The following is a 26,942-nucleotide window of genomic DNA, read 5'->3' on the forward strand; positions in this document are numbered from 1 at the left end:
TGTTGTTTTCAACTTATCTCTGAACGATACCCATCACTCAGAGATAAGCTGTAAAATACGTTACATCGGTGGGCCGCTCGGACCACTGTCAAGACTCTCCGTCTCAGTGGGGGCAGGAGCTTGATTTTTCGATTGCCCGCTATCTTGAGGAAATTGGTCATTACTGGTTGATTGAATCGGCTCTTTAGGATCTGAAACTGTATCAGAAGATAGGCTACTCAAAGGAGGCGTTGGATTTGACTGAGGGTCCCCCTGCGTAAGCGTAGGATTTGAGGATTCTATAGGTGTAGGTGCTGACGTGTCCTGAGGCGTAGGAGTTGTTGAGTCCTGAGGTGCAGGAGTTGTTGAGTCCTGAGGCGTAGGAGTTGTTGAGTCCTGAGGTGCAGGAGTTGTTGAGTCCTGAGGCGCAGGAGCTGTTGAGTCCTGAGGCGCAGGAGCTGTTGAGTCCTGAGGCGCAGGAGTTGTTGAGTCCTGAGGCGCAGGAGCTGTTGAGTCCTGAGGCGCAGGAGCTGTTGAGTCCTGAGGCGCAGGAGCTGTTGAGTCCTGAGGTGCAGGAGCTGTTGAGTCCTGAGGCGCAGGAGGCGACGTATTCTGAGGTGCAGGGGGCGTTGTTGGTGTATTGCCACCTGTTGTCGGGGTTGTAGGAGTCGTCGTATTATTCGGATCATTGGGGCCATCTGGACTACTACTCGACTGATTACCTTTAACTTTAGCTACAATTTTATCAAATCCAGCTTGAATGGCACTTCCTAAAAAACCATTTATTCCTTTATTAATATTACCCACTGTATCGGCAAGACTGTCTACCAGTTTCATCAAATCTTCTGGTTTATCTTTATTGTCCTTTTTAGCCTCTCCAGGCTTACCAAGATTGCTGGCTAGTTGATTACCAACATTAGATGCCAGTGACTTTGCGCCAGATGCAAGTCCCTTTGCTGCTTTTTTTAGCAGACTAGGTTTTTCCGGTTCTGGTGCCGGAGGCGTTGGACCGGGAGTTGTTGGACCGGGGGTCGTTGAACCTTGCGTTGTTGGAGCCGGAGTTGTCCCTGAATCAGGGGCAGGATTACTACTTGTGTCAAGACCGGTGTCTTCTGGAGTGCTGGACATGGAATAAACCTCGAAAATCTTATTCTATTAATTTAAAGATAGCACATCAATAACCAACTGGCTGACTGCTCTAATCAAAATTGATGCCCACTTTACCCGTGAAATAGTACAATAATAAATTTAATAAATTCATCATACCAAAATTAACTCTATAATGAGTTAAGACTATAGGTAAATTTACATTAATTTTGCAAACGAACTGCCAAACTTGCATATCTAAATTTGTTTCATCTCGCTATATTATGCATACTTAAAGCATATTGGGTGATCGGTAAAAAAGGTTAATCATGAATAATGACGATTTTCGCTATATGCGGCGAGGGAAACAACTTTCTGGTTTAACCAGTAAAGAAATGTCTCTTCTAGAACCTGTCGATAAACGGGGAGCAGGCTCTGAACGGGCATTACTGCTGCTACACGGATTTTCCTCTTCGCCTGCCGTTTATCGCTGCCTTATTCCTCAAATAAAACATTATGACGCCATAGTCTGCCCTGTCTTAGAGGGACATGCAAAGAGCATAGACGCTTTCGCTCGTTCTACAGCCAAAGATTGGCGCTTCACGGCGAATAAAACCTGTGAGATATTAGTCAACGAATACAACAAAGTTGATGTCTTGGGCTTATCTTTAGGCGGTTTATTGGCTTGTGAATTAAGCCAACGATTTTCCTTAAATCACCTCTTTCTCTTAGCCCCCGCTCTCAAATTAAAAATGAATGTCGCTTTCATGTTAAAACTAGCCCAAATACTCAAGTGTTTGGGGTTTTATCAATTGCGAAATAATGCGGGCAACCTTATCACCAATAAACAAGCGGAAATCGCTTATCGGAAACTACCGGTTACTTCCATTATTGAAATGCTCACTTTATCTCAAGAGTATCAATGGGTACCGCCCACTTGCCCGGTTGATCTCTTTTTGGGAGTACATGATGAGGTGGTTGCTTCAGCAGAAGTAGAGCAACTTTTTACCCCACTTCCCAATGCCCACATCCATTGGTTAAAAAATTCTGCCCATATTCTACCGCTAGATAATGATTTTAAAGAAATTGTTGAGTGTATTAATAAAGTAAACTCCCAACGATAGCAAACGTAGTTCTGGGTCATGCTCTATAGACATCAGGTTAAGAGGAATAGGATATGGGGAAGGTATTTCTTTCATCACCGGCCATGGACACGAAGATTGGATTCGATAAAGCCAATAGCTATCGAATCCAATTCAATTAAAGCCTAGGGGAATTGTTTATTGTAGCGGGTGAACTCTTCTAACTCAAACAGGCTCCATTCTCGCATATTCAATACGGAACCGTTAAAAGCCATGAAATCAGCACGAGTATTAGGAATATTATAATAGTAAATATCGCTGGCGTCCGTGGCCAGAGTACTTTGATGATTAACGGCAGAAATTTCAGCGACTGATTTATTATGTGTCCTTATAAAACTACGTTGAGCGCGTAAATAACGCCCCTTAAACCGCGCAGCATCCCATAATTCCACTTCAAGCCGATTGACAATACCCGCTAATTGAATTTTTGCAGCTTTTTTAGCAATAACCGTTAAATGATTACTTCTTACCCAATATAGGCTTAACCAACCCTGCCCATCAACGTTCAGTTTGGAGAGGGTCACAAACCCTGTCAGCTGCACCTTAGGCTTTCCTTTTAAACGAATTTGCAAGTCATGACTGGTGATACCGCTGATTTGCGTCAGCCCACTCCCCACTACTTCCAATCTTTGCAAACCAATGGTTCCCCCTAATTGTGTGGTGCCTTCATTAGCCAAATAAAGCTCAAGGAAACTGGTATGCAACTGACTTCCCGTGATGAGGCCCGCCCCTTTATAGCTTAGGCGATTAAGAAATCGTCCGCGGATATCGGCATTCACCGCACCATAACGCGGAAAGCCATTACCTATTATCAAATAGAGGGTGGTTCCGTTTACGACAGTTTTCACCTGAGCTAAATCTCTGGGATCTCCTGTTAAAAGAACTTGCGGCTTTTTATAGCCTGTATGTAAATGAATATTAACTCGTCCTTGAACATCAACCTGAGTAAATTCAGAAATCTGCCGGTATTGTTTGGTACTTTGACCTGAGCCTTCTATTGATGAAGAGGGCATTTTTTGCCCATGATGGGTACAACCCGCCAATAAAAAGACACTTAAAATCAATAAATAGTACCGCTTGAGCATGTTCTTAATTCCTGTATCAACAATCTCTCTACATTAGAGTAAGTTCCTTCAATGTGCAACAATACAGTGTGCCTAAAACCAGGACTCTTTAGTAAAATTGGAAAGAATTACTTTACTGGAACAAGAATCACGTACTGGATAAGCAGGTGCTTTATCTATTAATGAATTTAAAGGTTCATCAAGGGGAATTAATGAAGGTAGTTGAATGAAAATATCAACTAATACCCCGTCTTTACATCCCAGATAAATTTTCTCTGCATTATTCTTACCAAAGGACGTGGCAAGCAGCTCACGCAAAGTAGCCAAGCTTACAGTTTCACCTTTATTTTTCGTCAAATATTGGCCAAAAGCCGTCTGATCGGCTTCTGTTGTTAACCGCATTGCCAAGGTAAAATAATCATTGGCTGTTAAAATCTGACAGCTGCCGTGTTTATTCCATTCATGTCGTTCCAGACAACTGCCATAATGATAACCGGGCATAATTTTTTTTAGTTTCTCTGCGACAGCAGAATTTAAATCCAGGGGAGAATAATCACAATGATTAGGGCGGGGACTTACCCCACAAAAGCCATAACGCTGGCCGCAAGCATCCTGGTTGGGCCACAACCCATGCAGGGTTAAATGACTGGCTTGGTAAGAATTCCGCGACAAGTTCATGCATTCAGGTTTTCCGGCTTCATAACCATAGGTCTGACAAAATCCAGACTGTGAACTCAGGGCTAGAACATAAGAATCAGCCATTCCAGCATCAGAGATACATCGATTGGTATCACGCTCATTATATTCGGTGATCCCACAAGCAGAACTCACCCAACGCAAGGTATTATGGTTATTAGGCATTTCTATTCGTAACCAGTTAGGAGGCGTTTTATTTATTTCTTTGAGAGGATAATGATAAGTCGGTTGTACCATTAAATTATCGGGATTAGATTTATGGTTTTTAGATAGGTAAGCCGGACATGATTGGGTGGCTTCAAAAGTACCGCTGACCGCGTGAGAAGCATTAACAGTGAAGGAACAGGCAAGCAAAAACAGGGTAATGGTTTTTATCATTGCGTCATCCTGACCAAGTTTGATAAGAACCATTATACCTAAGAGAAAAACGAAAGCCAGCATTTGAATTTTTAGAGAATAAATTTGATAAATAACGATTTTTTATATGGCTCTCTGCTTAATTAGCTCGCGAACAGGACTAAATTAAGTGCTTTCCGTCATATCAAGTTAATGAAAGATTTCCACAACCGTAATGCTTCACCTGTTTTCTAGTACAAGCACTAATAAACAAAAGATAATAGATTACAATTGTTAATACATCATTAAAATATATCTCCTTACCGATTGAGCAATTATTAAACACATGATATAATTGAAAATCAGTCAGATATCGCGACCTATCTTCTCCTTAAGGACTAATGGAGAACTGGTACTTCCTAGTTTTAATCATTAAACGGGTTCGTCGCTGAGGTAAAGACCTAATGAAGAAAAGGTGTATTCGTTACACCAGCACTCATGGCGCTTTGGTTCAGCGAAACTAGCTTTTATTTCTAGCATTCCTAACCTATTCACTCATTAAGTCTTGATTAGTTTCTAATGGATACTGAATATGGATTCACTATCCAAAATCATAAGAAAACACCTCAATGTCGATTGAATACGTTTATATACTAATTGAGGAGTGTGCTATGCCGCGTGATACTATTGAAACTTTAGCTCAAAAATCTGCAAACAGAGATGTTAATGCACAACTAGAGTTAGCGAGACGATATGCCACTGGTGATGGAGTTGCCAAAGACGAAGCCGCTGCAGTGGCGCAGTATCGGCTTGCCGCAGAACAAAACAATGCTGAAGCTCAATACAACCTGGGATGCATGCTTGCCAATGGCATTGGGGTGAAAAAAGACGAGGCTGCAGCAGTGGTGCTGTATCAGCATGCCGCAGCTCAAGGGGATGTAAGGGCTCAATGTAACCTGGGATTTATGCTTGCCAATGGCCTGGGTGTGGACCAAGATGAGGCAGCAGCAGTAGTGCAATATCAGCTTGCCGCAGCTAAAGGAGATGCAATAGGTCATTATAACCTGGGATGTATGCTTGCCGATGGGATTGGAATAGCCCAAGACGAGGCAGCAGCAGTTGAGCATTTCTGGTGTGCTGCAGCTCAATGGAATCCAAGGGCTCAATGTGGCCTGGGAATGATGCTTCAAGAAGGCCGTGGTGTTGCCAAAGACGAAACAGGGGCATTTGTGCAGTATGAATTGGCTGCAAAGTCTGGGGATGCAATGGCGCAATATCATCTGGGATTTATGCTTGCTCATGGCATTGGGGTTGTCAAAAATGAGGCAGCCGCAGTGGTACAGTATCAGCTTGCCGCAGCTCAAGGAAATGTAATGGCTAATTACGAGCTGGGAGTTATGCTTGAAGAAGGCCGCGGAATTGCCAAAAACACAAGAGCCGCAGTACTTCCTTATCTATATGCCCTAAGTAATGGATGCTCGCAGGCCCAACAAAAATTGGAGAAAATATTTACAGAGACAGAAAAGGGTTTTTGTGGAAAGGACTATACAGAATCCATGGATATATTAATTTTTGCCGCAGCATACGGGAATACGGCAGCTAAAGAGTTAGTAAGCGCCAGGCTTTATCGAGTTAAAAACGGTGAATTTATCATGGCCTATGATAATGACCGTTACGAGACCATAAGAGAGAACTCCAGGATTTATCATTCAGACAACGGCGAAATTATTCTAGATATTGATCATGCCATAGCAAAGAAAGATAATACTCTTGGGTCTAACGAAAACGATGAGCAAGAAGTCCATGAAGAACAGCAGCAACCACCGCAACAGACGAGAGAAGAACCACAATCGTCCTCTTTGAAGAATATCAGCATGATGATTTTAGGTGGCTTTATCGCTGCAGCAGGAATTGCCGCAATAGCCGTAGCATTTACCGTTCTTAATGCAGCAACTTTTGGTGTTGCAGGACTGGCCGTAGCCGGTGTCGGTGTTGCACTAACCCTCTCAGGGGTGGGATTATTTGCTGCGGGCGCCTATAAAAATAGACCAGCAAGCTATGAGCACTCCGAGCATTGTCCTGACGGCGTGGCTATAGGTTTCAGCTGAAAAAACTCATAGAGTAACAACTGTACCTCTGTTGGAAAAATCTGAGGGGATTACCCATCCCCTCCATGAGGAGTAGAAAAAAAACGATGTCAGATAGCAGTGACTTCCTCCGCCTGCAAACCTTTGGCGCCCTTGGTTACCAAGAACTCTACGCGTTGACCTTCTACTAAAGTTTTACGTCCTGCAGAACTAATAATGGCTCTAAAATGTACAAACACATCATCTTGACCATTATCACGACTAATAAAACCATAACCCTTATCATCATTAAACCACTTCACGTGGCCAGTTTCTTTCACAGACATTTCTACTTTCCAAATAAAATTAAATATATCCTTGCAAGAAGTTCTTCAAAGTAAAACTCATCATTTTTGGTCGCTATAAATTCGTTACTTAATACAACCAAGGAAGGATTTTTCACGAAAAACAAGATTTAACCAAGAATTCCTCTCTTACAAGTAATTATAAGTATAATCTAAAGCGTCACAAATGGCGAGAAATAGGTACAATTTTACCAAAAAATGACCAATTATTAACCTTTTGTTTTGAACGGCCTTTAACGTGCAGCTGCACTAAAAGCGAATACAGGAATGAAGTAGATTTACATCCTGCATCGCGTCAGCTACATCAAAATAAAAAAGACCTATTTATTAAAAAAGCATGCATCGATTCGTCGGATCCGGATGCTTATCAAAAGAACTTATAGGGGCATAAACTGGATCGCTGAAAAAATACCAAGCGCGTTTGATGTTTTCAAGCTTACCATTCTCTTCATAACTCATATTTGGAGAAAAGAATTCATTAATTGTATCTGTCGCTTTATTAGCAACGCACACCACATCTTCAAATCCTCCCAAAGCATAAGACCCCAAATAAAGGGTATTACTGTCTTGCTGCTCTTTATCCAGCTCTAATCGAACCTCCCAAGGAAGAGTAGACATATAATCTTCCCAAACTTTATCTTTAACCAGGACTGAACCAGTGACGCCTCCAATAGATTTTAATTCGTGCTGAATAAGCTCATGATCGATAACATAATTATTATTATTGGAAGGCAAATTGATATAAATCGTACATAAACGCCCCTCTTCTGGCTCTTTGCGATTGTCTCTGGAGGTGATCAGCGCCAAATGACCAAAACCCGACTCCTCCAAGGCTTTGGGAAAATAATATTGTTTTGGCGGTAAGCCTTTAATTCGATAAACAGCTACAGGATAACGGTAATACTCCAATTGATTAACGCATTTTTTTTCCGTATCTGTTAATTTCAAATTCAACGATGGCCAATTTTTGGGCGAGGTCGCTAGTACCAATACTTCTGCCGTCTCACTATGCTCTACACCATCTTGTAGATAGTGGACTGTCACTTTATCAAGCGCTCTTTCAATCTGAGTTATTTGGGCTCCCAGACGAACATCAAAGCCAGCCGCTATTTTCGCCATTAAAAGCTGAAAGCCGCCATGTATTGCCAGCAAACCAGGTTGCTTCAATATATTTTCCGCGATAAGAATCTCGGGAATAGTCATTTTACCTAAATACTCTAATATGCTGTAGGTTGGACAATGTGATAAAGATCCATAGCCAAAACCAGGCACCAGTGGTTTCAAAAAAAGAGGCAGATGCTCCATTTTTTTAAGTGCTGCATATTTCTCAAAAGGCTTGCTTAACTCCTCAGGAAGCTCCATTTTATTTTGCTTTGCATTTTTATAAACATCATAATCACTATTAAAAACGGTAATCTCTTCAACCAATTTTTTTATGAACATCATTTTTTCAGAGATCGTCAGCTTGTCATATTTCTGCCTTAGTTCTATTGTTTGAGTCTCGATGGGCAACATGTTTTCAAAAGCAATCCCATGCTCCTTTAGTGCATCAATCACCACACCATAATTGGCCGCAACTGCTCCGGCGCCCCACTCTGTTTTAAGTTCATGATGATCCGGATCGGAAAAAGTACGGCATTTCCCCCCCACTTCTAATTCCCGCTCAACAAGAATACATTTTATCTCTTTGCCTTGTTCTTTGGCCAATTGCTTCAGCCTGCGAGCGGCAAATAATGCGCTGGGGCCTGCTCCAATAAAAATTACGCTGGATGGTAATGTTTTCATTAATAGTCCTTTTATAATTAATAATCAGTATAATTAATAACCAACGAATAAAACAAATCAACAAATGAATTAATCCGTTCTATTCTGCGGTATAAATTAACGTACAATAAAATTAAGAGCTATCAAGTATTCATACAAATTTAATTAATCAGATGGGAGGAACTGGAATAATATCAGGTGCCATAGCGGATAATTCCCGGGCTAAAGACAAAAGAAGTAAATCCTTACCTTTTCCTGCTCCCAGCTGAACAGAAAGGGGTAATTGATGATGAAATAATACCGGCAAGGACATGGCAGGCAAACCCGCTTGATTAAATAAAGACGTAAAAGGGGAAAACTCGGTATTTTTTTGTAAATAACTGGAAAACTCATCATCCGTTCTTAATTGACCTATTGCTATAGGTAACTGAGCCAAAGCAGGAGTAAGCACCACATCAGAGTGATTTAACAATTCATGTAAGGGACGCACTAATTGATATAGTCTGTTTTTTGCAGCAATAAATTCATGCGCCAAAAGAGCTTGGCCACGTTGATAGAACTCCCAGGTAATCGGCTCTAACTCTTCTCTTTTTGCTTTTCTCCCTAATCGCTGTTGTTGTAAATTGATCATCTCACAAGTATTTGCTGCAATTAGAGTTATAGTACACTCTCCTAGAGCATTAAGATCCAAGTTTAAATGTTTTTTATTAAGATGATGCCCTGCTTTTTTTAATAATTCCGTGACCTTTTCTATTGCCTGCAGGTATTGCTGATCAACAGCTACAGGTGCAAAAGCACCTTCCAAGTAAGTAATGGTTAAGGATTTTTTGTGGTGGGGTAGGACATGAGCTCGATTTTGATTTGTCAATTGTTCAAAAAGAGCCGCGGTGTCCCGAACAGAGCGACTAATCACAAAATTAGTGGCCATCCCAGACCATAACTCATCAACCAGGGGACCAGTAGGCGTTAGACCGGTAGTCGGCTTGAAACCAAATAAACCACAACAAGCGGCAGGAATACGAATAGAGCCACCCCCATCACTTGCTGTAGCGACCGGTGCAATTCCTGTGGCCACGGCAGCAGCCGATCCTCCCGAAGATCCCCCAGCAGTTCTGTTGAGATCGTAGGGATTACGGCAAGGACCAAACAAAGCAGATTCGGTAACATAGGATAATCCCAGTTCAGGAATATTTGTTTTAGCAAAAGGAACGAATCCTAAAGAAATCAGTTTGGTCACTAAATCACTTGATTGAGGAGCGATATTACTGGAAAAAAAGCGAGAACCTTCAGTACTTATTACTCCTTCAATAGCATGCCCCAGATCCTTAACTAATAGTGGAACGCCGTAATAAGGCTCATCACCGCGCATGTTAGCAAGACACCGACGCGCAAACTGTGAGCAATCCATCACAATGGCATTAACGGCAGGATTGACCTCATCTACTCGTGCAAGAGCACAATCCAGTGCTTCTTCAGCACTTACCTGGCGGCTTTTGATAAGGCTGACCAGGTCGTGGACATCACAACGAATGTATTCCTTGACTAACATTCATGCTCCTTAAAAAACACATCCTGTTTATAGGAGGTAATTTACCTATATAGATGGTTCCCAATCATACGCCAGTTAGACCTTGCAGAAGTCGGACAAAACTTAAAAAGGGTTAATTGGTGGTAAGACTTGTGGTTTTCGTTTTGATCTGGTCTGAGCCCGCTTGACGGAATGAACCGCTCTTAATAATTCATCGCCACGCCATAAAGTTTTATCTTCGCTGCCATATAAAACTTGGGACAGTACATGCAATTGTTTTTTTAAATGCGCGTCTCTAACCAATTTAGTCAAGTCAGTCAGATTTAATAAGGGAGCATCTGGCCAATGCAGAGCAGCCCATTTTAATAAAGCATCACGAGCACTCTGGGGATTACCTTGAGAACAGGCTTTATCCAATTCGTCTAAAGCGCTTTTATACTGGCCTTTTCCTAAATTTCTTGATCGTCGCTGCCACCCCCATAGTCCTAGGGTAAGGAGCCAGGCCAGAGCAAAAAGAGCCGCCACTACCCAAGCCCAATTATTAGAGGCTTGGATAGGGGATAGTGAGTCAGAAGAAGGTTGCTTGGTGGCACCTACCTTATTAGCTGTCGGAGAAGAGGAAGCATTATTCACTGCTGCTGAACTTGAAGGGGTAATCTCCAAACTCCGCGGAGCTAAAATGGCTGTTTCTTCCTTGCCAGTTTCTGTATTAAACCAGGGCAAACGTAATTCAGGAATAGTTATTTTTCCTGCTTTATTAAATAAATAAGTCACTTTAATTTCTGTGCTACCGACCAATTGCCCTTCTTTTACTTGATTATGATCAGCACCCTTCTCAGGATACACACTAAATGCATCCGTTTCTTTAAAATCAAGAGAGGGGAGTAATTGAGCGGGGATAGCAACTCCTTCCAAGGTAACTGTTCTCGTTAAAGTACTTCCTTGGCTAATATTTTGACTGGAATTTTCATAGTGTTCGCTCAATCGAACCTGTCTAGCCGGTAACCATATTTTTCCCTTGAATTGATTAGGGATTGATTGCACCGTTAATTTGATAGGTTTGTCCCTTGCCTGAATTCGTTGCGGGTCAATGTCATAAATCAGAGCAGTAAAGATAGGGGACTTTATTTTTAAAGAGCCGCTTTTTTGTGGAAAAATGGCATAACGTTGTTCTTCAACCATGTAATTAGTATTGTTTTGTACTTTTTGATAACGTTTTTCTTCACCTAAAGGAATCAGTAAAGCATCTTCCACTTGCGGCCCCTGGTAATCCGCATTCAATAATTGCTTACTGTAATAAAGTTTAACGGTATATATAATTTGTTGATTAACATAGGGATTTTTTTCATCAACTTCCGTAGTCAAGAACACATCTTGCGATTGTTCTGAGCTAAGTTGTAAGTCTTGGGTCTTAGAACCAGCCTCCACGTTAATGGTGATTGGTGTACTTTGCTCCAAGCCAATTTTTATTGCGGGTATCGTCAATATACCTGACTTTTTCGCTCTTAGGGCTACCACCCACTGACTGGATGATTGAGCTTGTCCATTGATAATGGAATAATTAACATTTCTTTCCGTACCCAAAATAACAAAATCTTTTTGCAAGACAGTAAGATCAGGTACACCTCCATTCTGCGGATCCGCTTGAATTAAGGTTAACTTAAAGGCTTCTCCGATAGTAACCTGAGAAGGATCAACCTGCACTTGTATTTCGGCATGTACCAGCACGCTAAATAAGCTTAAAAAAACCCACAGGATTAACTTTTTCATTGATACCACCCACGCTCTCTTCTTAAATGATCACGTAAAAACTTCTCTCTCATCAATCCACCCGGATCATCCGGGATTAAGCGTAACCATTGTTCTTTTGCTTGTTGTTTCTCTCGATCCGCTTCGGATTGTGCCTCGCCTTCGTTCTGTTCATTATCTTTTTTATTTTGATCTTGTTTTTGATTCTGCTGATTCTTATTAGTCTTATTTTGTTGATCTTTGTTTTGCTGATCTTTGTTTTGTTGATCTTTGTTTTGTTGATCTTTGTTTTGTTGATCTTTGTTTTGTTGATCTTTGTTTTGTTGATCTTTGTTTTGTTGATCTTTGTTTTGTTGATCTTTGTTTTGCTGATCTTTGTTTTGCTGATCTTTGTTTTGCTGATCTTTGTTTTGCTGATCTTTGTTTTGCTGATCTTTGTTTTGTTGATCTTTGTTTTGTTGATCTTTGTTTTGCTGATCTTTATTTTGTTTTTTTTCTTTATCTTTCTTCAATAAATCTTCAATTAATTTACGGTTATAAATTGCATCTTGATTATTGGGATTTAAGACCAACGCTTTGTCATAAGCCTTTATAGCTTGTTCGTATTGCCCCAAATGAGCTAATGCATTGCCCTGATTATAATAGCCTTGCTCATTGTTGAGCTCTTTAAATAACTCCATGGCACGCTGATAATCTCCCGATTTATACGCAGCGGCTGCAGCCCAGTCCTTGCGTGCAAACGTCTCTTTTGCTTTTGCAAACTGTGCTTTTTCCATTAAAGATTGCCCTTGCTGATCGGGTGTATACCACAAGTCTCGCCAGCTCCATGCCAAAACAGGAGACGAGAGTAATGAGATTAATAAAACGATCAGACAACGTATCATACTGCCACCCTCTGCAACCAACCACGCTGAAATACTGGCAATAAAAAAAGTAATGCACCTATTAAAAACCAACGCCCCTCATCGCGCCAAAGAGGAATATCATCTTCGGAACTAAGCGCGAATTGTTTGTTTTTACTACCGGCATTTATCCATTGCTCTAAATCGCTTGAGTCGGGGGAATACTTTATTAACTGTCCATCCCCAGAATTAGCGAATTGCTGGAACAAGGGATTTAAATCTTTATCGGCTTTTATTGGCATAATGGAGGAAATAATTCCTGCCTGGGCTAATTGTTTCGCTGTTTCCATCGCTTTAACCGAAGGGGTATCGGCTGTTAAAACTAAAATTTGCCCCTGTTTATAACCCGCTTGCTGAATCAATTGGCTCGCTTCGTTCAATGCAACATCTAATTTTTGCCCTCCTACGGGCATAATATCGGGGGTTAACGTAGATAACAGAGAAGAAATAGTTTGCCCATCATCGGTTAAAGGAGATACCACAAAAGGCTCTCCTGTAAATACGATTAATCCTATTTGCCCCACATCTTTACGCTCAAATAAATCGTGTAATTTAAATTTCGCGCGACTCAAACGGTTAGGGCTTAAATCGGAAATCATCATATTAGAAGACATATCTAATAGTAAAACTCTTGGCAGTATGGATTTATAAGTTGGCACCGGTAATTTATGCCAGGTAGGACCTGCCATACTAAAAATCATAAACAAGGCGCTCAAAAATAAAAAGGACAAAGAGGTCATACGCTTACCCTTCCCTTTCTTTTGCAAGAGATGCTCAAGCAAATGACTATCGCATACTTCACTCCACGCATGTAATTGGGGAGTTTGTCGCCATAAAATGATGGCAAGCCCTATTAAAGGAATTATGGCCATTAGCCACCATGGCCTTAAAAAGTGAAATTCAGCCATCATGACTTAAATTCCTCCCGCCGCTGAAACAAAGAGTTCGTTTCTGAAACCAAATCGGCTTTTGCCACCATCCAATAAAAGCACAAGAGTAAAGCAAAACCCACAAACCAGGGATAATAGTCTTTTTGCGGACGAATGGTTGCCTGTTCTTGACTGGCTGTTTCCAGTTCATTAATCGTTTTATAGATTGCTTGTAATGTTTCTGTATCGGTTGCCCGGAAATAACGGCCGCCGGTCATTGCTGCCATTTTTTTTAAGGTGTCTTCATCCAGATCTGCCGAGGCATTCATGATTAAAAAGTCATTGCTCAGGGCTCTGGGATCGGCTTCAGAACCCAAACCTATAGTATAAATTTTGATTCCATCGTCCTTGGCTAACTCTGCAGCCTTTAAGGGAGCCAATACTCCCGAATTATTAGCCCCATCCGTTAGCAGAATAATAACTCGTCCTGCATTTGGCACGTTTTCCAAACGTTTAACCGCTAAGCCGACAGCATCGCCTATTGAAGTTGTTTTACCAGCCAGACCGGCGGTGGCATCTTCAATACGCATTAAAACACTATGTCTATCGTAGGTTAAGGGGGTTTGCAAGTAGGCACGAGTACCAAACAAGATCAAACCGATTCTATCGCCAACTCTATCCTGAACAAATTGTTCTGCAGCACGCTTAACGACGTTTAAACGACTTGTTGGCCGTCCATGCAACAGCATATCATTTATTTCCATACTCCCTGATAAATCAAGAACCATCATAATGTTATAACCGTCGCGAGCGACCGGCCTTGGTTCACCAACCCAGCGAGGCCCGGCCAAAGCAAAAACTAATAATAACCAAATCAAAGCAGGAATTAATAATAAGGATTGGGCCGAAATAGAGCGCTTCTCTTGCTCCACTATTCCGACCATCGCGTCAAAAAAAGGAACTTTTAAGGCGGTAGGAAGTTTTACCTTGGCACGCGGTAATAAATACCAAAAGATCAAAGGAAGGGGAAGAAGCACTAATACCCATGGAGCGGCTAATTCGAACATGGTGCTCCTCTTTGTTTAATCCAGCGTTGTGCCCGCATGATCAGCGGCTTAAGATTTACTGTTTCTGACGTTTTAAACGGTGAATCTAAGAGCATCGATTTCACTGGTTCAAAATCAACTCCCTTACCGGTTTGATTTAAAAATGCTACCCATGCATCGCCATGAAGACTGGCAACCTCAGCTCGCGGATAATATACGAGGGCCACTCGTCTTAATAATTCTGAAATCCGAGCACTAGCCAATTGAGCATTACCCTCTTTTTCATATTGTTCTTTATAGCTATTCAGCAACTCCAAAGCTTGATTTTTTGCTAAGGCATTAGCATGTCTTTTATAAGCCCAACAAGCCACAGCGATCAGTAAAAACAAAGCAAGCAGCATGACTACGTACCAACCAGGAGCCAAGGGCCACCATCCGATAGACTCGGGAAGATGTATGTCTTTTAATTGCGCTAATGCGTCTGCTTTAGCCACGAGTCCTCCGGGGAAAAGTCTGGCGTACCAATTGCGCCAGATCAGTGTCGGACATGACTTGTACATACTGAATTTGCAAGCGTTTAAATTGCTCTTTTAATTGTTCTATTCTTTGCTGGCAATAAAGTTCATAAGCCGTACTCACAGTCCCAAGACTGGTATCGAGAATTATTTCTTGTTGTCCATTAGTAATGGCGTATTGCTGTGGTTTTGGGGGGGCAAGCTCCACTTGATCACAAATTTGATAAGCCAGAATATCATTATGGGCGCGCAACCGATTTAAGTGTTTCTCACACTCACTGTCCATAGAATAAAAATCACTGATTAATACTAAAATACTGCCAGGTCTTATTACCCGACGTAATCTGACCAAGGCATCGCTAAGCATTCGCGGCTTTTCCTCGCGCTGTTCGTCAGTCTGCGCGGTATAATGGCTCAGGGAAGCCAGTAATGGAAGCACTCCAGAATCACGCCCTCGCGGAGTAAATTCACTGTGCTCAGTGGCTGAGAAAAAGAATCCGCCAATTCGATCCCCTTGCTTAATGACAGTCCAGGCTAATATGGAGGCTAGCCGTGCTGCTATGACTGATTTAAAGGCGATTTTAGTACCAAAAATCATGGAGGGATTGAAATCGGCGAGAATGACCACTGGCCGTTCTCGTTCTTCTTGATAAATTTTAACGTGAGGCCTTCCCGTTCGAGCAGTGACACGCCATTCCATATGGCGAATTTCATCACCGGCCTGATAATTTCTTACTTCAGCAAAATCCATCCCTCGACCGCGTAATTTAGACAAATGATTTCCAGAGCGTAACGCCTTCATCTCAGGTTGATATTGAACCGATTGAGCATAACGTCGAAGACCTATCAATTCATTTAATTCTGCGGTAACGCCATCAGCCATAAAAACCTCTAGGGAATTGCAACCAAACGCAATAAAGCATCAATAAAATCATCACTGCTTATTCCTTCAGCTTCGGCTTCAAAACTTAACAGGATTCTATGACGCAACACGTCATGGGCAATAGCATGAATGTCATCCGGCGTCACATAATCTCGTCCAGCAAGCCAGGCATGCGCTTTAGAACATCGATCCAAAGCGATAGTAGCTCGTGGACTGGCTCCAAAACGTAGCCATCGACCTAACTCTTCACTGTAGACCCCGGGATTACGGGTTGCAATTACCAGTTGTACCAGATAATTCTCTAAAGCTTCGCTGGTATGCACTTTAAGGACTTGATTTCGTGCTTCAAAAAGTGTCTTTTGCGATAATTTAGGTACTTTTATTCCCTTCTCTGCAGAAGTTCCCAAGGCTTCTTTTCGTGCCAAGGTTAAAATCTCCTGCTCCACTTTGGCATCAGGGTAACCAATCTTCACGTACATTAAAAATCGATCTAATTGGGCCTCAGGTAGAGGATAAGTCCCCTCTTGTTCAATTGGGTTTTGTGTTGCCATCACTAAAAATAATTCGGGCAACGGATAGGTTTTACCACCAATAGTCACTTGTCTTTCTGCCATCGCTTCAAGCAAAGCAGATTGTACTTTAGCTGGAGCGCGGTTAATTTCATCTGCCAGAATCAGGTGATGAAATATAGGACCTGGTTGAAAAACAAAAGAACCATTTTGTGGATGGTACACGTCCGTACCAGTCAAATCACCTGGTAATAAGTCTGGGGTAAATTGAATCCGATGAGAGTCTCCTTCCACCCCATCCGATAACTCTTTAACTGCTCGCGTTTTTGCCAAACCAGGCGCACCCTCTACCAATAAATGGCCGTCTGCAAGCAAAGCAATTAACAGGCGGGAAATCAAGCCCTTTTGACCTAATATCTGTGAATTAAGATGGCTACTTAGCTGCAACACTTGTTGTTGCACCGAAGCCACAACTTTATCGTCTAACTGCTCCATTACATTCGCCCTTTAAAAAAAATCTAATCCTAACGTGAATCAAGTCAGATGCCAAGCACAGTCATTATCTAGTCCATTGCTTGAGATTATATAATATAAATCCCTTGAATGGATCTCAATAGTTACCCACATTATCACGCGCCATTGACCGCATCAAGCAGACATAATCAATGGCTCATGCTCAAAAATAGAGGAAATTAATTAGGCATGAGATTTGCAGTTTTGCGTGATTCTGCCAAAGTCAGGCCCCTTCTAATCTTGAGGACTCCATACATCGTAGAGTTCCTGGGTATGAAAGTCTGGTCTGACTTAGGTTTTCAGACTTTTTCAGAGTTCGCTCATGTTTGGTAGTCACTTTGCAATTCCAGGGGCATCATTTCCTGCACGCGCTCATACAAAGAGATAATTTCTTCGCAAAAAACATGCAGTTGCTGTTGATTTTCCCATAAATCATAATTGATGCCTTTATTAAACACTTGTTGGCGCGATAACGTTTTTAAAAGGATCAGCTCCTGACTGGAAAAACCGAGATGACTGTTTAATTCAACCAGTTCTATTAAATTCTTGTATTCCTTTATCGGTCTGTGTTCATGCAAACAATACGCTTTGAACGTCAGTTGAAAAGCCACATACATCATCGAAGTAACAGGTGATAATGCATCGATGGTATCTGTCCCTCTCATCATTCCACTGGTTATCTGTTGCAATAGATAATCAGCTGAATAGGCGTGCTGCGTCGCTATACTAAGCAATTCCAAAGGAGATAAGTAACGCTTGTCCATAATGGAGTCTTTCCTATAACATACTCTTTCATACTGGATGTATGGTAAAATGAACTGCAATTATATCCTTGAATTCTTTTGATGCACACCTTTATTAATACTCCTTGGCAAATAGGCTCTTTAACACTCCCCCACCGGCTGATTCAGGGGCCTTTGGCCGGTTACAGTTGTGCGCCATTTCGGGAGTTGTTTTATCAATTTACCCCCCCTGCTTTTTGCGTCACGGAAATGAGTTCAGCAATCGACATACTCCACAAACATATGCCTCAATCCCGTTACCTTTTTCGCTCCCCCAAGGAAAAGATTCTTGCTTATCAAATTTCCGGCAATGACGGACTAATTATGGCGCAGGCAGCCCTGCTTTTACAAAACCAAGGTGCCGATTTAATTGATATTAATTGTGGTTGTCCAAAAGCTAAAATTCGTAAAAAGGGCGCTGGAAGTGCCTTGTTGGATGAACCGGAAAAATTAGTCAACATCATTAAAAAAGTGCGGGAAACAATCTCTATTCCCTTGACGGTTAAAATTCGCATTCAAGGCAATGAAAACGATACCGTACTGGCAAAAAAAATAGTCGAGGCAGGAGCCGATGCACTCATCGTTCATGGCCGACGCTGGATGGATGATTATGATATTGAGTGTGACTTACACCAAATTGCTAAAATCAAACAAAACATTCATATTCCGGTGATTGCCAATGGCGATATAAGTAATTCGGTCACCTTAAAAAAAGCGCTGGAAATCAGTACTTGTGATGCCTTTATGATAGCCCGAGCTGGCAGCGGTCGTCCCTGGCTCTATCAGGAGCTGCTGGAACAACAATCAATAAAATTTACCCCCGCTGAGCAAATAAAGCTTTTCCTCCAGCATCTTGAGGGTTTGGCTCAGCTTGAAGATGAATTTAAAGCAGTACTCCAAAGTAAGTCTCTGGTACGTTATTATTTCAAAAAGCAGCTGGACGAACCGCAATTGGCTCAATTTTATAAACTGCGCTCTGTAGAAGAAATAAAACTTTATCTGCAACAAGCTAGGTTTGCATAGTATTGTCGCCAGGATAAGCGGATAAATCATCTAGCATAAGTATAAACTTAAGTTTATTTAAGTATAAAAATTTCCAGGTACACTAGAATTTCAATATTAAATATAAACCATATATGTATTAAAGATTGACATAATAAAAACTTGAATCTAATGCCCTCTTAGCCATAAAATTCATCAAAAAAAATGTGCTATTATTAACCAATAAACCTCGCTGCAAGGAAGAACCAATGACAATGAATGTCGCTCAAAAAATAATTCAAGCTCATCTTCTTAAAGGCAAGATGGAACCTGGTACAGAAATAGCCTTGAAGATAGATCAAACCCTTTGCCAGGATGCTACGGGTACCTTAGTGATGCTTGAATTAGAAGCCATGGGTCTGGAGCGCACCAAAGCCGAAATTTCAGCTCAATACGTCGATCATAATTTAATTCAGGAAGACAATAAAAATCCTGATGACCACCTTTTCCTTGAAAGCGCAGCCAGACGTTTTGGTATTTATTTCAGTAGACCAGGAAATGGAATTAGCCATGCCGTTCATATGCAAAATTTTGGCATTCCCGGCAAAACACTTACGGGTTCGGACAGCCATACTTGTGCCGCGGGATCAATGGCAATGATCGCGATTGGTTCCGGTGGTTTGGAGGTAGCAATGGCTATTGCCGGTTATCCTCTTTATATTAAAATGCCCAAAATATTGGGGGTTAAATTAACTGGAAAATTACCTGACTGGGTTAGTGCCAAAGATGTAATACTGGAAATGTTACGCCGTCATGATGTAAAAGGCGGAGTAGGATATATTATTGAATATTATGGTGAGGGCCTAAACTATTTAACAGCAATGGACAGGCATGTCATCGCCAATATGGGCGCAGAATTAGGTGCAACCACCAGCGTATTCCCTTCCGATGAAATCATTCATGAATTTTTAAAAAGCGAGGGACGCGAAACAGATTGGATGGAACTTGTTGCCGATAAAGGAGCAACTTATGATAGGTATGAAGAAATCAATTTATCAACCCTTGAACCACTGATTGCTAAACCCACAAGCCCCGGTAATGTGGTTCCTGTCGCAGAAATTGCTGGTGAAGAAATCTATCAAGCCTACATTGGCTCATCCGCTAATCCTGGTTATCGTGATTTTGCCATTGCTGCTGAAATAGTAAAAAAAAGAACTGTTAAACCCAATGTATCTTTTGATATTAATCCCAGCTCAAGAACCATTTTAGAAGAACTGGCTCGCGATGGGCATTTAGGGAGTCTTATCCACTCTGGTGCGCGAATCCACCAAGCGGGTTGTAATGGATGTATTGGTATGGGGCAAGCTCCCGCAACCGATAAAAACAGTCTGCGTACGGTACCTCGTAATTTCCCAGGACGCTCCGGTACGCCAGAAGATCATGTATTTTTGTGTAGTCCTGAAACTGCTGCGGCCTCAGCCTTAATGGGGGTTATTACTGATCCAAGAACTTTGGGAATGCCTTATCCTCATGTCACCCTTCCCAAAAACAGAATATTGAATCGCGCCTGTATGGAATCGCCTTTATCGTTGAAAGAGGCGCAAAAAGTTGCTTTAGTCAAAGGGCCTAATATCGTTTCATTACCTGAATTAGCCCCCTTGCCTGATTCACTAACCTTACCTGTATTACTTATTGTGGGAGATAACATTTCAACCGATGAAATTTCACCGGCAGGAGCAAAAGTACTTCCTTATCGCAGTAATATTCCTAAAATCAGCGAATTCACCTATACGCATGTTGATGCGGAATATGTGGCACGCACCAAAAAGCATAAAGGAGGTCATGCGATCATAGGAGGGGATAACTACGGTCAAGGTTCCAGTCGCGAACATGCAGCCCTGGCTCCTCGTTATTTGGGCTTACGCGTGGTGATCGCCAAAAGCTTTGCGCGCATTCATTGGCAAAATTTGATCAATTTTGGCATTTTACCTTTAGTTTTTAAAAACCCTAAAGATTATGATGCTATTAATTTAAAGGATGTCATTGAAATAAAGAACCTGCCAGCTGTTTTAGAAAAAGAAGAGTTCAAAATAAAAATTAATGAGAAAGAGATTATTGTCCAGCAAACGCTATCCAAACGTCAAAAAGAAATACTTGAGTTGGGTGGGCTAATTAATTGGGTTAAAGAAAACCCCACTAAATAGCATTTTTTACACTGTTTTCTCTAAACGTTTGGGTAGTCCATAGTAGTTACCAAATGAACGGGATAAGACGAGTTGACAATTAGGTTAAACAACTGTCGTCCCCCTATAAGCGCCTTTTATTGTCCGCGCATATGATTGAATTATGCTCCAAATGAACATATTTTATGTGCATTTAATAATCTGTTAAGCCTTTATAAGTTATTATCCGCTACTCCGTTATTTCTTAAGAGAAGTGAAATGAGATTTAAACCAAATTATTTTCAAGCATCCAAGCCAGTTACCCCATTCAAATGGGTAATGGACAATTGCACCGTCCTTGTTGCAACCAAAGAACAACGTGATTTTATTGATAGCCCCAATGGTCAGAAGCTCATGGACCAACTGTTTGACAGTCAAAACAAGGACCAATATATAAAAGTAGCTCGCCAAATTGAAGAGCAAATGGAGTCCTTAGCTAGTGATTATAACCTTTCTCTTGGTTATCAATAATTATTGATAGCAGGAAGGTAGTCAAAAGTGTATCCGATAAACATTTTTAATTGACTGTATATTACCCGATGCGTGATAAATCGGGTAATTGATTCAAAATCCCACGAAATAATATCCTTATGACGCAAGGATAAAGCCTGACCTATGCGCAGTCCCGTTTCATATAAAAACCAGATTAAAAATTTATCACGATAATTAACGCGTGTATTACTTAGCTGAATAAATTGATTTTCTGTAATTGTTTTGGGTAGCTCTTTAACTTGTCGAGCCGAGATCATATGTCGCTGCAGGCTTATTTTTCTTTATAGATCAAAATACTTTTTAATGAGTGTGTTGGAGCTTGAATCGAGCTAACGCAAAGTAGCAGGAAATACTATTTGGGCTAAAAGAATAATAGGCCCCATGAAGTCGCACCCGGCGGTACGGCAAATTTAATCATCCGACTTTCCCTCTTCTAAAACTAATTCATGCTCACTATATTTATTGTTTAATTTATAGGCATTATTCCTATTAACAAAAAACTTGCACTTTTCTAAAAAGTAGTTAGATGTAAATATTATTAAGACGCCTTAATACACAGTTAACAATATATGCCCATAATGACTACCAAATAGTCACTAATTGTTAATTGTGAGGGTTATATGGCAAAAAGTAAAAATGATTCATCTTTAGTCTCATCAAAGGATAACCCTTTTAAACATTTACCCTTCGATATTATGGGTATGATTGGAAACCAATTATCCATTAAAGACCACCTAAACCTGATACTTACCTCTAAATCTATTGGTAAATTATTTCAACCGAGTTTTCTTACACCGTTAGGAACGAAAGCCCGGATTTGTGCGCTTTTGGGAGACGAGTACGGCTTATCTTTAATCGCTCAACATACACCCGAAGCCTTATTCAACAAAGGACATGCCACCGACAATTGGGGACGGATTTTTTATAATGTTTCTGCTTACCAACTTATTTTATTTTTATGTGATAAAAACCTGAAGGATAAAATCAATCCTCTCATTCCTAAAACTCTATTTAAAATACGTCAAGTACAAGAGAACGAAATGGGGGTAGGCGGTTGTGATTTAATCAAACTAGACACAGACCCAAACCTGATAGCAGGAGAGGATTTTGTAGGAATTACTGAACTCCAAATAACCTTTAATTTATTTGATGAAACACAGCACTCGGTAATTTTCCCTTTATTAGAAAATCCAGACGGGATTATTTATTACCAAGATAATAAACAATTAGTACATTTCTACTATGTTAATCGAAAAGAAAAGAAAATCGTGGAACTTGACGCTCGTTTAGAATCAAATGAAGATCAACAAGCCTTCAAAGAATTCAAAAAATCTTTTGAAGAAATGGAAAATAACTCTGGAAGACGTTCAAGTAATAAAGAATATGAATTGATTGCCAAAATTCTAAACTGTTCTCTTCAACGTGAAGGTATTCGGTATGAAGATAATGGAATAAGCTACCAGGATAGCTGCAATTCATTTAATGAACTGACGAGTGCTTATAGAGAATGCATGAGGCTAGGGGCTAATGGATTAGATACTAATGCTTCTTGGGATAAAATTGGAAAAATACAGACGAAGGTAATTTGGCTTGCGCAATGTTACTGTGCGAAGAATTTACCATTTTACCCCCTTCCTTCTTATTTGAATGATTTTGAGAGAGAGATGAACTTTTTCAATCAGATCACAGTGAACTATGAATCTTTTCTGGATGAAAAAACTCAGTTGGGTGCAGGTTTTGCATTCTATAAGAGTTTGGGTTGGCATGAGATGGTTGCATATGATACGCCACCACCGGAGTACTGTGCCTCGGATTTGATTGCCGTTATCCGAATTATTGAGGATGCGAAAGCAAATATCATTCAATTGAATGAAGAAAATGATTTAGGTTACAAAAAACAGTGATTAAGGCTGATTATCCAAGAAATCAGGCATATAGTATCAGCTAGAAGTCTTTTCAGCTTATTGTTCTAGGACTCAAGATTACCAAGTCTCTTTGCTTCATTTACCTCGAGCCCTGCATACTTACTCCGCCAATTGTAAAAAGTGCCTGAGGAAATCTTGTAATCTTGGCATATGTCATCAACTTTAGTCCCAGCTTCATGGGATTTGATGGCTCTTATAATTTGTTCTTCTGTATATCGTTTTTTCATCTTGAGATCTCCAATGCTGCCATTTTAATGGAAATCTCATCAATGTCATGGTCTTATTTTGGGGGAGAAAGGTCACTGATTTTGTCTCAATTTAAATAATTAAAACCTTAGTGCCAGGATTAGCTTTTACCCAATTAGCCACATACTCAATGTAGTTATTTTTGCCAACAGCAATGCATCCACGCGTTGAACTTGGTAAGTTGTTTAACCAATTCAACAAACCAGATGACTGCGTTGGCCCATGGATCCCTACATCTCTACCTGTATATCCTGCAGCTAATTGCTTTGAAGTCGGATAGAGAATCGGAATAAAGACTTTAAATTGATTGGATTTTCTTGGATGAGCTAATCTATATAAACCAATTGGAGTTTTATTATCTCCCGCTTGTTTTTTACCGACGCCTTTGTATCCGAGAGCGACTTTAAAGGTCTTAATTACCGAGCCATGTTTACAAATATTTAAAGTTCGCTTTTTGGTGTGTACATTGATTCCGTCTGATAAAGGACACGTTGCAGTACTCGCAAATAAAGCAACAGGGAAAAAAATAAAGATCATTAAAGAAATTGCTTTTATTTTCATATAAATAGACAAATATTATCGTTATTGGTTAATAATTATTCCATAATATTACTTTTATTCCTAGAGTTAGCAGACTAAATCTTTCATCAATAGTCATAGTAAGAGAGCCTAATTGAAGTTAATTTTTTGATTTTAATACCATTTACTAATCAGCTGGGTAAAAAAGGCCAATGTCCAGAGCCATCGATACAAAGTCCAATTACCTACTGCTTAAACCAATTGATGTTTCACTGGATCGTAATCAATATAATTTACATGCGGGCAAAAATCAGTTTCATCTCAAATTCGATGTCCCCTAAACGGCTTTGCCAAAAATTATATATTCATTGCGCTGATTTTTTAACAAGGATTTTCTATACTCCAACATCTCTTGTAGAAAATAAGTTTTTATTTGCCGCCAACTGTGGGGCATTGGGTCAAGTCTTTTCTAAATGTGGTTTAGTTGTTGGCGGGTGGGAATTGTTTATTAAGATCTGTTTCAATTTCTTCTACCTCCGGTATTAATGGTGATTTGACTGGTGTGAAAAGAGAATACCGAGGATTAAATCCTGCAGTGTCACCTATGGCGTTGGTCGTGGCAATGACGATGTTAGCCAAAGACTTTAAGAGATTGGTTAAGTAATTACCCCAATCCAATTCCCTTCCTAATAGTTCTTTTGCACTCTCTATAGCTTCTGTGCAACTGGTAATAAATGTTTCTTGCGCTTTTTTTGAAGGACGGCTTGCTGCGTATATATCGATAGCCCCGGTTAATGCTCGTTTTAATTCCTCGGCTATGGCTAAAACATTGCTATTCTCTGGTGTATCTTCTAATGATTCAATGTGATTGCTAAAATTGAATAAGAGCTGACGTAATAAAGTAATTTCCTGCCGCTCTAATATCTCAATTGGTTTCTCTTCTACCCTAACTGTTGTCCCCGCTATCTCTGCGGTCTCGCTTGTCTCCACTGCCCCTACTGTCCCAATGGGTTTCTCTTCTACCCTAACTGCTGTCTCCGCTATCTCTGCGGTCTCGCTTGGTTGCATTGCTGCTTTGACTTGTGTTTCAGGTTCTTCAATATATTGCTCTGTTGACCTTTGCTTTTTTAACATTTGAGCGATAGGTCGCGGCAAGCTTTCCGGTTCAAAGTACTGAAAAAATCGCTGTTTATAAAGGCTTAGGGGAAGCGTGATGTTAAGGACGTCTAATTGCGGATTTTTTAACTGCAATGCTGGAGTTCTAAGGCCATGTTGCAGATGGGCCATAGTAAACCATTGCTCTACTGTTTTACCCGTGCCTCTTACGGTAGGAGTAAGATTACCCAGAAGCCATATTGTTTCAATAACCTTATCATAAAACTCCATTAAACTTGCAGCGTCGTCACGGTCTAATGGAAATGTCATCACTTCATGGTGCAGTTCTTCAAGACGGGGCCATAATTTTTCAAGAGAGACCATCCCATGGGTCCACTTGTCGATATGAAGGATGTGCAGAGCCGGCAGTGCGTATTGTTTATTGACGCGATTGGGGTGTGTATAGCGAAATTCATGAACAGAGTATATCTCATTCTCATAAAGATAAAGACATTCAAAACCGAAACCTTCAAATTGATTTTCTTGAACTGCTTTTAAGTCCGGAATGCTTCCATCTTTGGCTAGATGCACCATTTCTTCGATGATAGGTGTTGCCCAAACATAGCCTTTTAACGGGGTATAGCAATCAGGGTCGACACGGACTGTATTCATTAGATTATTAGGATAGCCTCGTTCTCTTGAAATATTTGCATGTTGTTCGATGAGATATTCAACAGCTAAGCGCATCCCCTGTCTATCTGGTGTTGTGTTTAAAAAATCCAACTTCTTATTTTTCGGTTTTTCTTTATCATCTGTGCAAAGCTTCAGGGCTTGTTCTGCATCTTTAAAGGAACGTTCACCATAAGCTATTTCTTGATCCAGAGAAATGAAGTCAGGACCTTTCTGTGGAGATAAGTATCGTTCACTAAGCAGTGCCAATTCTTCTGGTTTTCTATAGCGGGCAATTTGACAGCCCCAACGCTCAAATGCTTTGAATGCATCTTTTTGGCCTTCATTAAAACCTTTTCTTAAGTCGGTGGCAGCAAGGAGTTCTGAAGCTATTTTGGTGAGCTCACGTACATCGCCTTCGGAGGAGTTTCTAAGTGCTAGTGAAATCAAATAATATGTAGTTTTTTTTAGCTCCGCATTAATTTCATCTTGCCTTAACCCTTTCTCACGCATCTCGTCTTCATAATGACTTAACGGGGCGATAATAAGCTCACGGGCAACAGCCTTCATATCTTCATTATGCCAGGCTCTTAATAAAGGAATATTGCCTAAATTGCAGAGATGGTAACTAATGTAAGGATTATTTTTACGAAACTCTGGCGTTATTATATCGCTTTGCGAATGACTATGAATGTCGTTAAGAAAATCTTGAACGCTAAGAGTATTTGTAAGCGAGGGGGGTAACCATCCGTCAGGAGAAGTTGCCATAAAGTAAAAGGGGTTTGGACGTTCATTTTTTTCTTGCATAGCGCCAACGCATAATGTGAGGATACATATTAATAATATGCAGTGAGCAAAATAAAGTCAACAAGACTTTATAAAAAGCCAACTGGTGCATCCTAAGCCTGCCGTAAAACCATCCAAAAGGTGAATATTCTGGGGCTAGTGAAGTGGAATGGAAATCCTGGCTGCAAGCAACCAGGCTACTTGCTATTTAAT

At 40.7% G+C, this 26,942-nt stretch carries 23 protein-coding genes and 1 pseudogene; 6 read left to right on the top strand and 18 right to left on the bottom strand.

The window, feature by feature from the left end; translation table 11 throughout:
• Positions 1-60: 60 nt before the first annotated feature.
• Positions 61-1,107, bottom strand: a complete 1,047-nt coding sequence (locus tag LOX96_RS02415; RefSeq protein ID WP_250456345.1) for a hypothetical protein — start codon at positions 1,105-1,107, stop codon at positions 61-63.
• 287 nt (positions 1,108-1,394) lie between these two features.
• Between LOX96_RS02415 and LOX96_RS02420 the strand changes: the two genes are divergently transcribed.
• Complete coding sequence (locus LOX96_RS02420; protein WP_250420185.1) at positions 1,395-2,189, top strand: alpha/beta hydrolase; 795 nt, start codon at positions 1,395-1,397, stop codon at positions 2,187-2,189.
• A 143-nt stretch (positions 2,190-2,332) separates the two neighbouring features.
• On the opposite strand, the gene LOX96_RS02425 is transcribed toward LOX96_RS02420, so the two are convergent.
• A complete protein-coding gene (locus tag LOX96_RS02425) occupies positions 2,333-3,292 on the bottom strand; it encodes a GIN domain-containing protein (RefSeq protein ID WP_250420188.1) in 960 nt (319 codons plus the stop codon).
• Positions 3,293-3,364: 72 nt separating this feature from the next.
• Positions 3,365-4,345 carry a ribonuclease T2 family protein gene (locus LOX96_RS02430; RefSeq protein ID WP_250420191.1) on the bottom strand — a complete coding sequence of 327 codons (981 nt, stop codon included), beginning with the start codon at positions 4,343-4,345 and terminating at the stop codon, positions 3,365-3,367.
• Positions 4,346-4,974: 629 nt separating this feature from the next.
• Here LOX96_RS02430 and LOX96_RS02435 point away from each other — a divergent pair.
• Positions 4,975-6,411, top strand: coding sequence for a tetratricopeptide repeat protein (locus LOX96_RS02435; protein ID WP_250420193.1), 1,437 nt, complete (start codon positions 4,975-4,977; stop codon positions 6,409-6,411).
• 89 nt (positions 6,412-6,500) lie between these two features.
• Here the strand turns inward: LOX96_RS02435 and LOX96_RS02440 are convergent, their stop codons facing one another.
• The 11 genes from LOX96_RS02440 to LOX96_RS02490 form a co-directional block, all read right to left on the bottom strand.
• Positions 6,501-6,716 (bottom strand): cold-shock protein, encoded by a 216-nt coding sequence (locus LOX96_RS02440; protein WP_250420196.1) that lies wholly within the window; start codon positions 6,714-6,716, stop codon positions 6,501-6,503.
• 345 nt (positions 6,717-7,061) lie between these two features.
• Complete coding sequence (locus LOX96_RS02445; RefSeq protein WP_250420199.1) at positions 7,062-8,519, bottom strand: FAD-dependent oxidoreductase; 1,458 nt, start codon at positions 8,517-8,519, stop codon at positions 7,062-7,064.
• A gap of 148 nt (positions 8,520-8,667) precedes the next feature.
• Positions 8,668-10,047: an amidase gene (locus tag LOX96_RS02450; protein ID WP_250420202.1), complete on the bottom strand. Its 1,380-nt coding sequence runs from the start codon at positions 10,045-10,047 to the stop codon at positions 8,668-8,670.
• A gap of 102 nt (positions 10,048-10,149) precedes the next feature.
• Entirely contained in the window at positions 10,150-11,796 is a 1,647-nt protein-coding gene (locus LOX96_RS02455; RefSeq protein WP_250420205.1) for a BatD family protein, read from the bottom strand.
• A complete protein-coding gene (locus tag LOX96_RS02460; RefSeq protein ID WP_250456346.1) occupies positions 11,793-12,659 on the bottom strand; it encodes a tetratricopeptide repeat protein in 867 nt (288 codons plus the stop codon). The genes LOX96_RS02455 and LOX96_RS02460 overlap by 4 nt, the downstream gene beginning before the upstream one ends.
• Positions 12,656-13,588, bottom strand: coding sequence for a vWA domain-containing protein (locus tag LOX96_RS02465; protein ID WP_250420214.1), 933 nt, complete (start codon positions 13,586-13,588; stop codon positions 12,656-12,658). Before LOX96_RS02465 ends, LOX96_RS02460 begins: the two co-directional genes overlap by 4 nt.
• Positions 13,585-14,613 carry a VWA domain-containing protein gene (locus tag LOX96_RS02470; protein WP_250420217.1) on the bottom strand — a complete coding sequence of 343 codons (1,029 nt, stop codon included), beginning with the start codon at positions 14,611-14,613 and terminating at the stop codon, positions 13,585-13,587. Before LOX96_RS02470 ends, LOX96_RS02465 begins: the two co-directional genes overlap by 4 nt.
• Positions 14,601-15,086, bottom strand: a complete 486-nt coding sequence (locus LOX96_RS02475; RefSeq protein ID WP_250420220.1) for a DUF4381 domain-containing protein — start codon at positions 15,084-15,086, stop codon at positions 14,601-14,603. The genes LOX96_RS02470 and LOX96_RS02475 overlap by 13 nt, the downstream gene beginning before the upstream one ends.
• The gene (locus LOX96_RS02480; protein ID WP_250420223.1) at positions 15,079-15,990 is read right to left on the bottom strand and encodes a DUF58 domain-containing protein; all 912 of its coding nucleotides are present in this window, start codon (positions 15,988-15,990) and stop codon (positions 15,079-15,081) included. Before LOX96_RS02480 ends, LOX96_RS02475 begins: the two co-directional genes overlap by 8 nt.
• A gap of 8 nt (positions 15,991-15,998) precedes the next feature.
• On the bottom strand, positions 15,999-16,994 hold the full coding sequence (locus tag LOX96_RS02485; protein ID WP_250420226.1) for an AAA family ATPase: 996 nt from the start codon (positions 16,992-16,994) through the stop codon (positions 15,999-16,001).
• A 338-nt stretch (positions 16,995-17,332) separates the two neighbouring features.
• On the bottom strand, positions 17,333-17,776 hold the full coding sequence (locus LOX96_RS02490; RefSeq protein WP_250420230.1) for a hypothetical protein: 444 nt from the start codon (positions 17,774-17,776) through the stop codon (positions 17,333-17,335).
• 81 nt (positions 17,777-17,857) lie between these two features.
• On the opposite strand from LOX96_RS02490, the gene LOX96_RS02495 reads away from it, so the two are divergent.
• The 3 genes from LOX96_RS02495 (at position 17,858) to LOX96_RS02505 (ending at position 21,468) form a co-directional block, all read left to right on the top strand.
• Entirely contained in the window at positions 17,858-18,817 is a 960-nt protein-coding gene (locus tag LOX96_RS02495) for a tRNA dihydrouridine synthase (RefSeq protein ID WP_250420233.1), read from the top strand.
• Between the two features lie 233 nt (positions 18,818-19,050).
• Positions 19,051-20,979 (top strand): aconitate hydratase, encoded by a 1,929-nt coding sequence (locus tag LOX96_RS02500; protein ID WP_348645820.1) that lies wholly within the window; start codon positions 19,051-19,053, stop codon positions 20,977-20,979.
• 237 nt (positions 20,980-21,216) lie between these two features.
• A complete protein-coding gene (locus tag LOX96_RS02505; protein ID WP_250420239.1) occupies positions 21,217-21,468 on the top strand; it encodes a hypothetical protein in 252 nt (83 codons plus the stop codon).
• Here LOX96_RS02505 and LOX96_RS02510 read toward each other — a convergent pair.
• Positions 21,462-21,746, bottom strand: coding sequence for a site-specific integrase (locus LOX96_RS02510; RefSeq protein ID WP_250420241.1), 285 nt, complete (start codon positions 21,744-21,746; stop codon positions 21,462-21,464). The two genes, LOX96_RS02505 and LOX96_RS02510, sit on opposite strands and share 7 nt — an antisense overlap.
• A gap of 363 nt (positions 21,747-22,109) precedes the next feature.
• Here LOX96_RS02510 and LOX96_RS02515 point away from each other — a divergent pair, with 363 nt between their 5' ends.
• Positions 22,110-23,393, top strand: coding sequence for a hypothetical protein (locus LOX96_RS02515; protein ID WP_250420244.1), 1,284 nt, complete (start codon positions 22,110-22,112; stop codon positions 23,391-23,393).
• A gap of 68 nt (positions 23,394-23,461) precedes the next feature.
• On the opposite strand, the pseudogene LOX96_RS02520 reads toward LOX96_RS02515, so the two are convergent.
• The 3 genes and pseudogenes from LOX96_RS02520 to LOX96_RS02530 all read right to left on the bottom strand — a co-directional run.
• A pseudogene (locus tag LOX96_RS02520) lies at positions 23,462-23,641 on the bottom strand (transposase); the annotation flags it as partial.
• A 91-nt stretch (positions 23,642-23,732) separates the two neighbouring features.
• Entirely contained in the window at positions 23,733-24,221 is a 489-nt protein-coding gene (locus LOX96_RS02525) for a L,D-transpeptidase family protein (protein WP_250420247.1), read from the bottom strand.
• A gap of 438 nt (positions 24,222-24,659) precedes the next feature.
• The gene (locus LOX96_RS02530; protein ID WP_250420250.1) at positions 24,660-26,750 is read right to left on the bottom strand and encodes a hypothetical protein; all 2,091 of its coding nucleotides are present in this window, start codon (positions 26,748-26,750) and stop codon (positions 24,660-24,662) included.
• Positions 26,751-26,942: the final 192 nt, after the last annotated feature.

Origin of the sequence: Legionella maioricensis (assembly GCF_023618015.1) — a bacterium.
In the GTDB taxonomy this organism is placed as follows: Bacteria; Pseudomonadota; Gammaproteobacteria; order Legionellales; family Legionellaceae; genus Legionella; species Legionella maioricensis.

Coding starts and splice junctions, on each gene's coding strand:
- LOX96_RS02445 (WP_250420199.1), bottom strand. CDS start 8,519: ATGAAAACATTACCATCCAGCGTAATTTTTATTGGAGCAGGCCCCAGC.
- LOX96_RS02505 (WP_250420239.1), top strand. CDS start 21,217: ATGAGATTTAAACCAAATTATTTTCAAGCATCCAAGCCAGTTACCCCA.
- LOX96_RS02425 (WP_250420188.1), bottom strand. CDS start 3,292: ATGCTCAAGCGGTACTATTTATTGATTTTAAGTGTCTTTTTATTGGCG.
- LOX96_RS02500 (WP_348645820.1), top strand. CDS start 19,051: ATGAATGTCGCTCAAAAAATAATTCAAGCTCATCTTCTTAAAGGCAAG.
- LOX96_RS02440 (WP_250420196.1), bottom strand. CDS start 6,716: ATGTCTGTGAAAGAAACTGGCCACGTGAAGTGGTTTAATGATGATAAG.
- LOX96_RS02515 (WP_250420244.1), top strand. CDS start 22,110: ATGGCAAAAAGTAAAAATGATTCATCTTTAGTCTCATCAAAGGATAAC.
- LOX96_RS02450 (WP_250420202.1), bottom strand. CDS start 10,047: ATGTTAGTCAAGGAATACATTCGTTGTGATGTCCACGACCTGGTCAGC.
- LOX96_RS02485 (WP_250420226.1), bottom strand. CDS start 16,994: ATGGAGCAGTTAGACGATAAAGTTGTGGCTTCGGTGCAACAACAAGTG.
- LOX96_RS02495 (WP_250420233.1), top strand. CDS start 17,858: ATGCACACCTTTATTAATACTCCTTGGCAAATAGGCTCTTTAACACTC.
- LOX96_RS02465 (WP_250420214.1), bottom strand. CDS start 13,588: ATGATGGCTGAATTTCACTTTTTAAGGCCATGGTGGCTAATGGCCATA.
- LOX96_RS02530 (WP_250420250.1), bottom strand. CDS start 26,750: ATGCAAGAAAAAAATGAACGTCCAAACCCCTTTTACTTTATGGCAACT.
- LOX96_RS02420 (WP_250420185.1), top strand. CDS start 1,395: ATGAATAATGACGATTTTCGCTATATGCGGCGAGGGAAACAACTTTCT.
- LOX96_RS02415 (WP_250456345.1), bottom strand. CDS start 1,107: ATGTCCAGCACTCCAGAAGACACCGGTCTTGACACAAGTAGTAATCCT.
- LOX96_RS02435 (WP_250420193.1), top strand. CDS start 4,975: ATGCCGCGTGATACTATTGAAACTTTAGCTCAAAAATCTGCAAACAGA.
- LOX96_RS02490 (WP_250420230.1), bottom strand. CDS start 17,776: ATGGACAAGCGTTACTTATCTCCTTTGGAATTGCTTAGTATAGCGACG.
- LOX96_RS02430 (WP_250420191.1), bottom strand. CDS start 4,345: ATGATAAAAACCATTACCCTGTTTTTGCTTGCCTGTTCCTTCACTGTT.
- LOX96_RS02480 (WP_250420223.1), bottom strand. CDS start 15,990: ATGGCTGATGGCGTTACCGCAGAATTAAATGAATTGATAGGTCTTCGA.
- LOX96_RS02470 (WP_250420217.1), bottom strand. CDS start 14,613: ATGTTCGAATTAGCCGCTCCATGGGTATTAGTGCTTCTTCCCCTTCCT.
- LOX96_RS02460 (WP_250456346.1), bottom strand. CDS start 12,659: ATGATACGTTGTCTGATCGTTTTATTAATCTCATTACTCTCGTCTCCT.
- LOX96_RS02525 (WP_250420247.1), bottom strand. CDS start 24,221: ATGAAAATAAAAGCAATTTCTTTAATGATCTTTATTTTTTTCCCTGTT.
- LOX96_RS02510 (WP_250420241.1), bottom strand. CDS start 21,746: ATGATCTCGGCTCGACAAGTTAAAGAGCTACCCAAAACAATTACAGAA.
- LOX96_RS02455 (WP_250420205.1), bottom strand. CDS start 11,796: ATGAAAAAGTTAATCCTGTGGGTTTTTTTAAGCTTATTTAGCGTGCTG.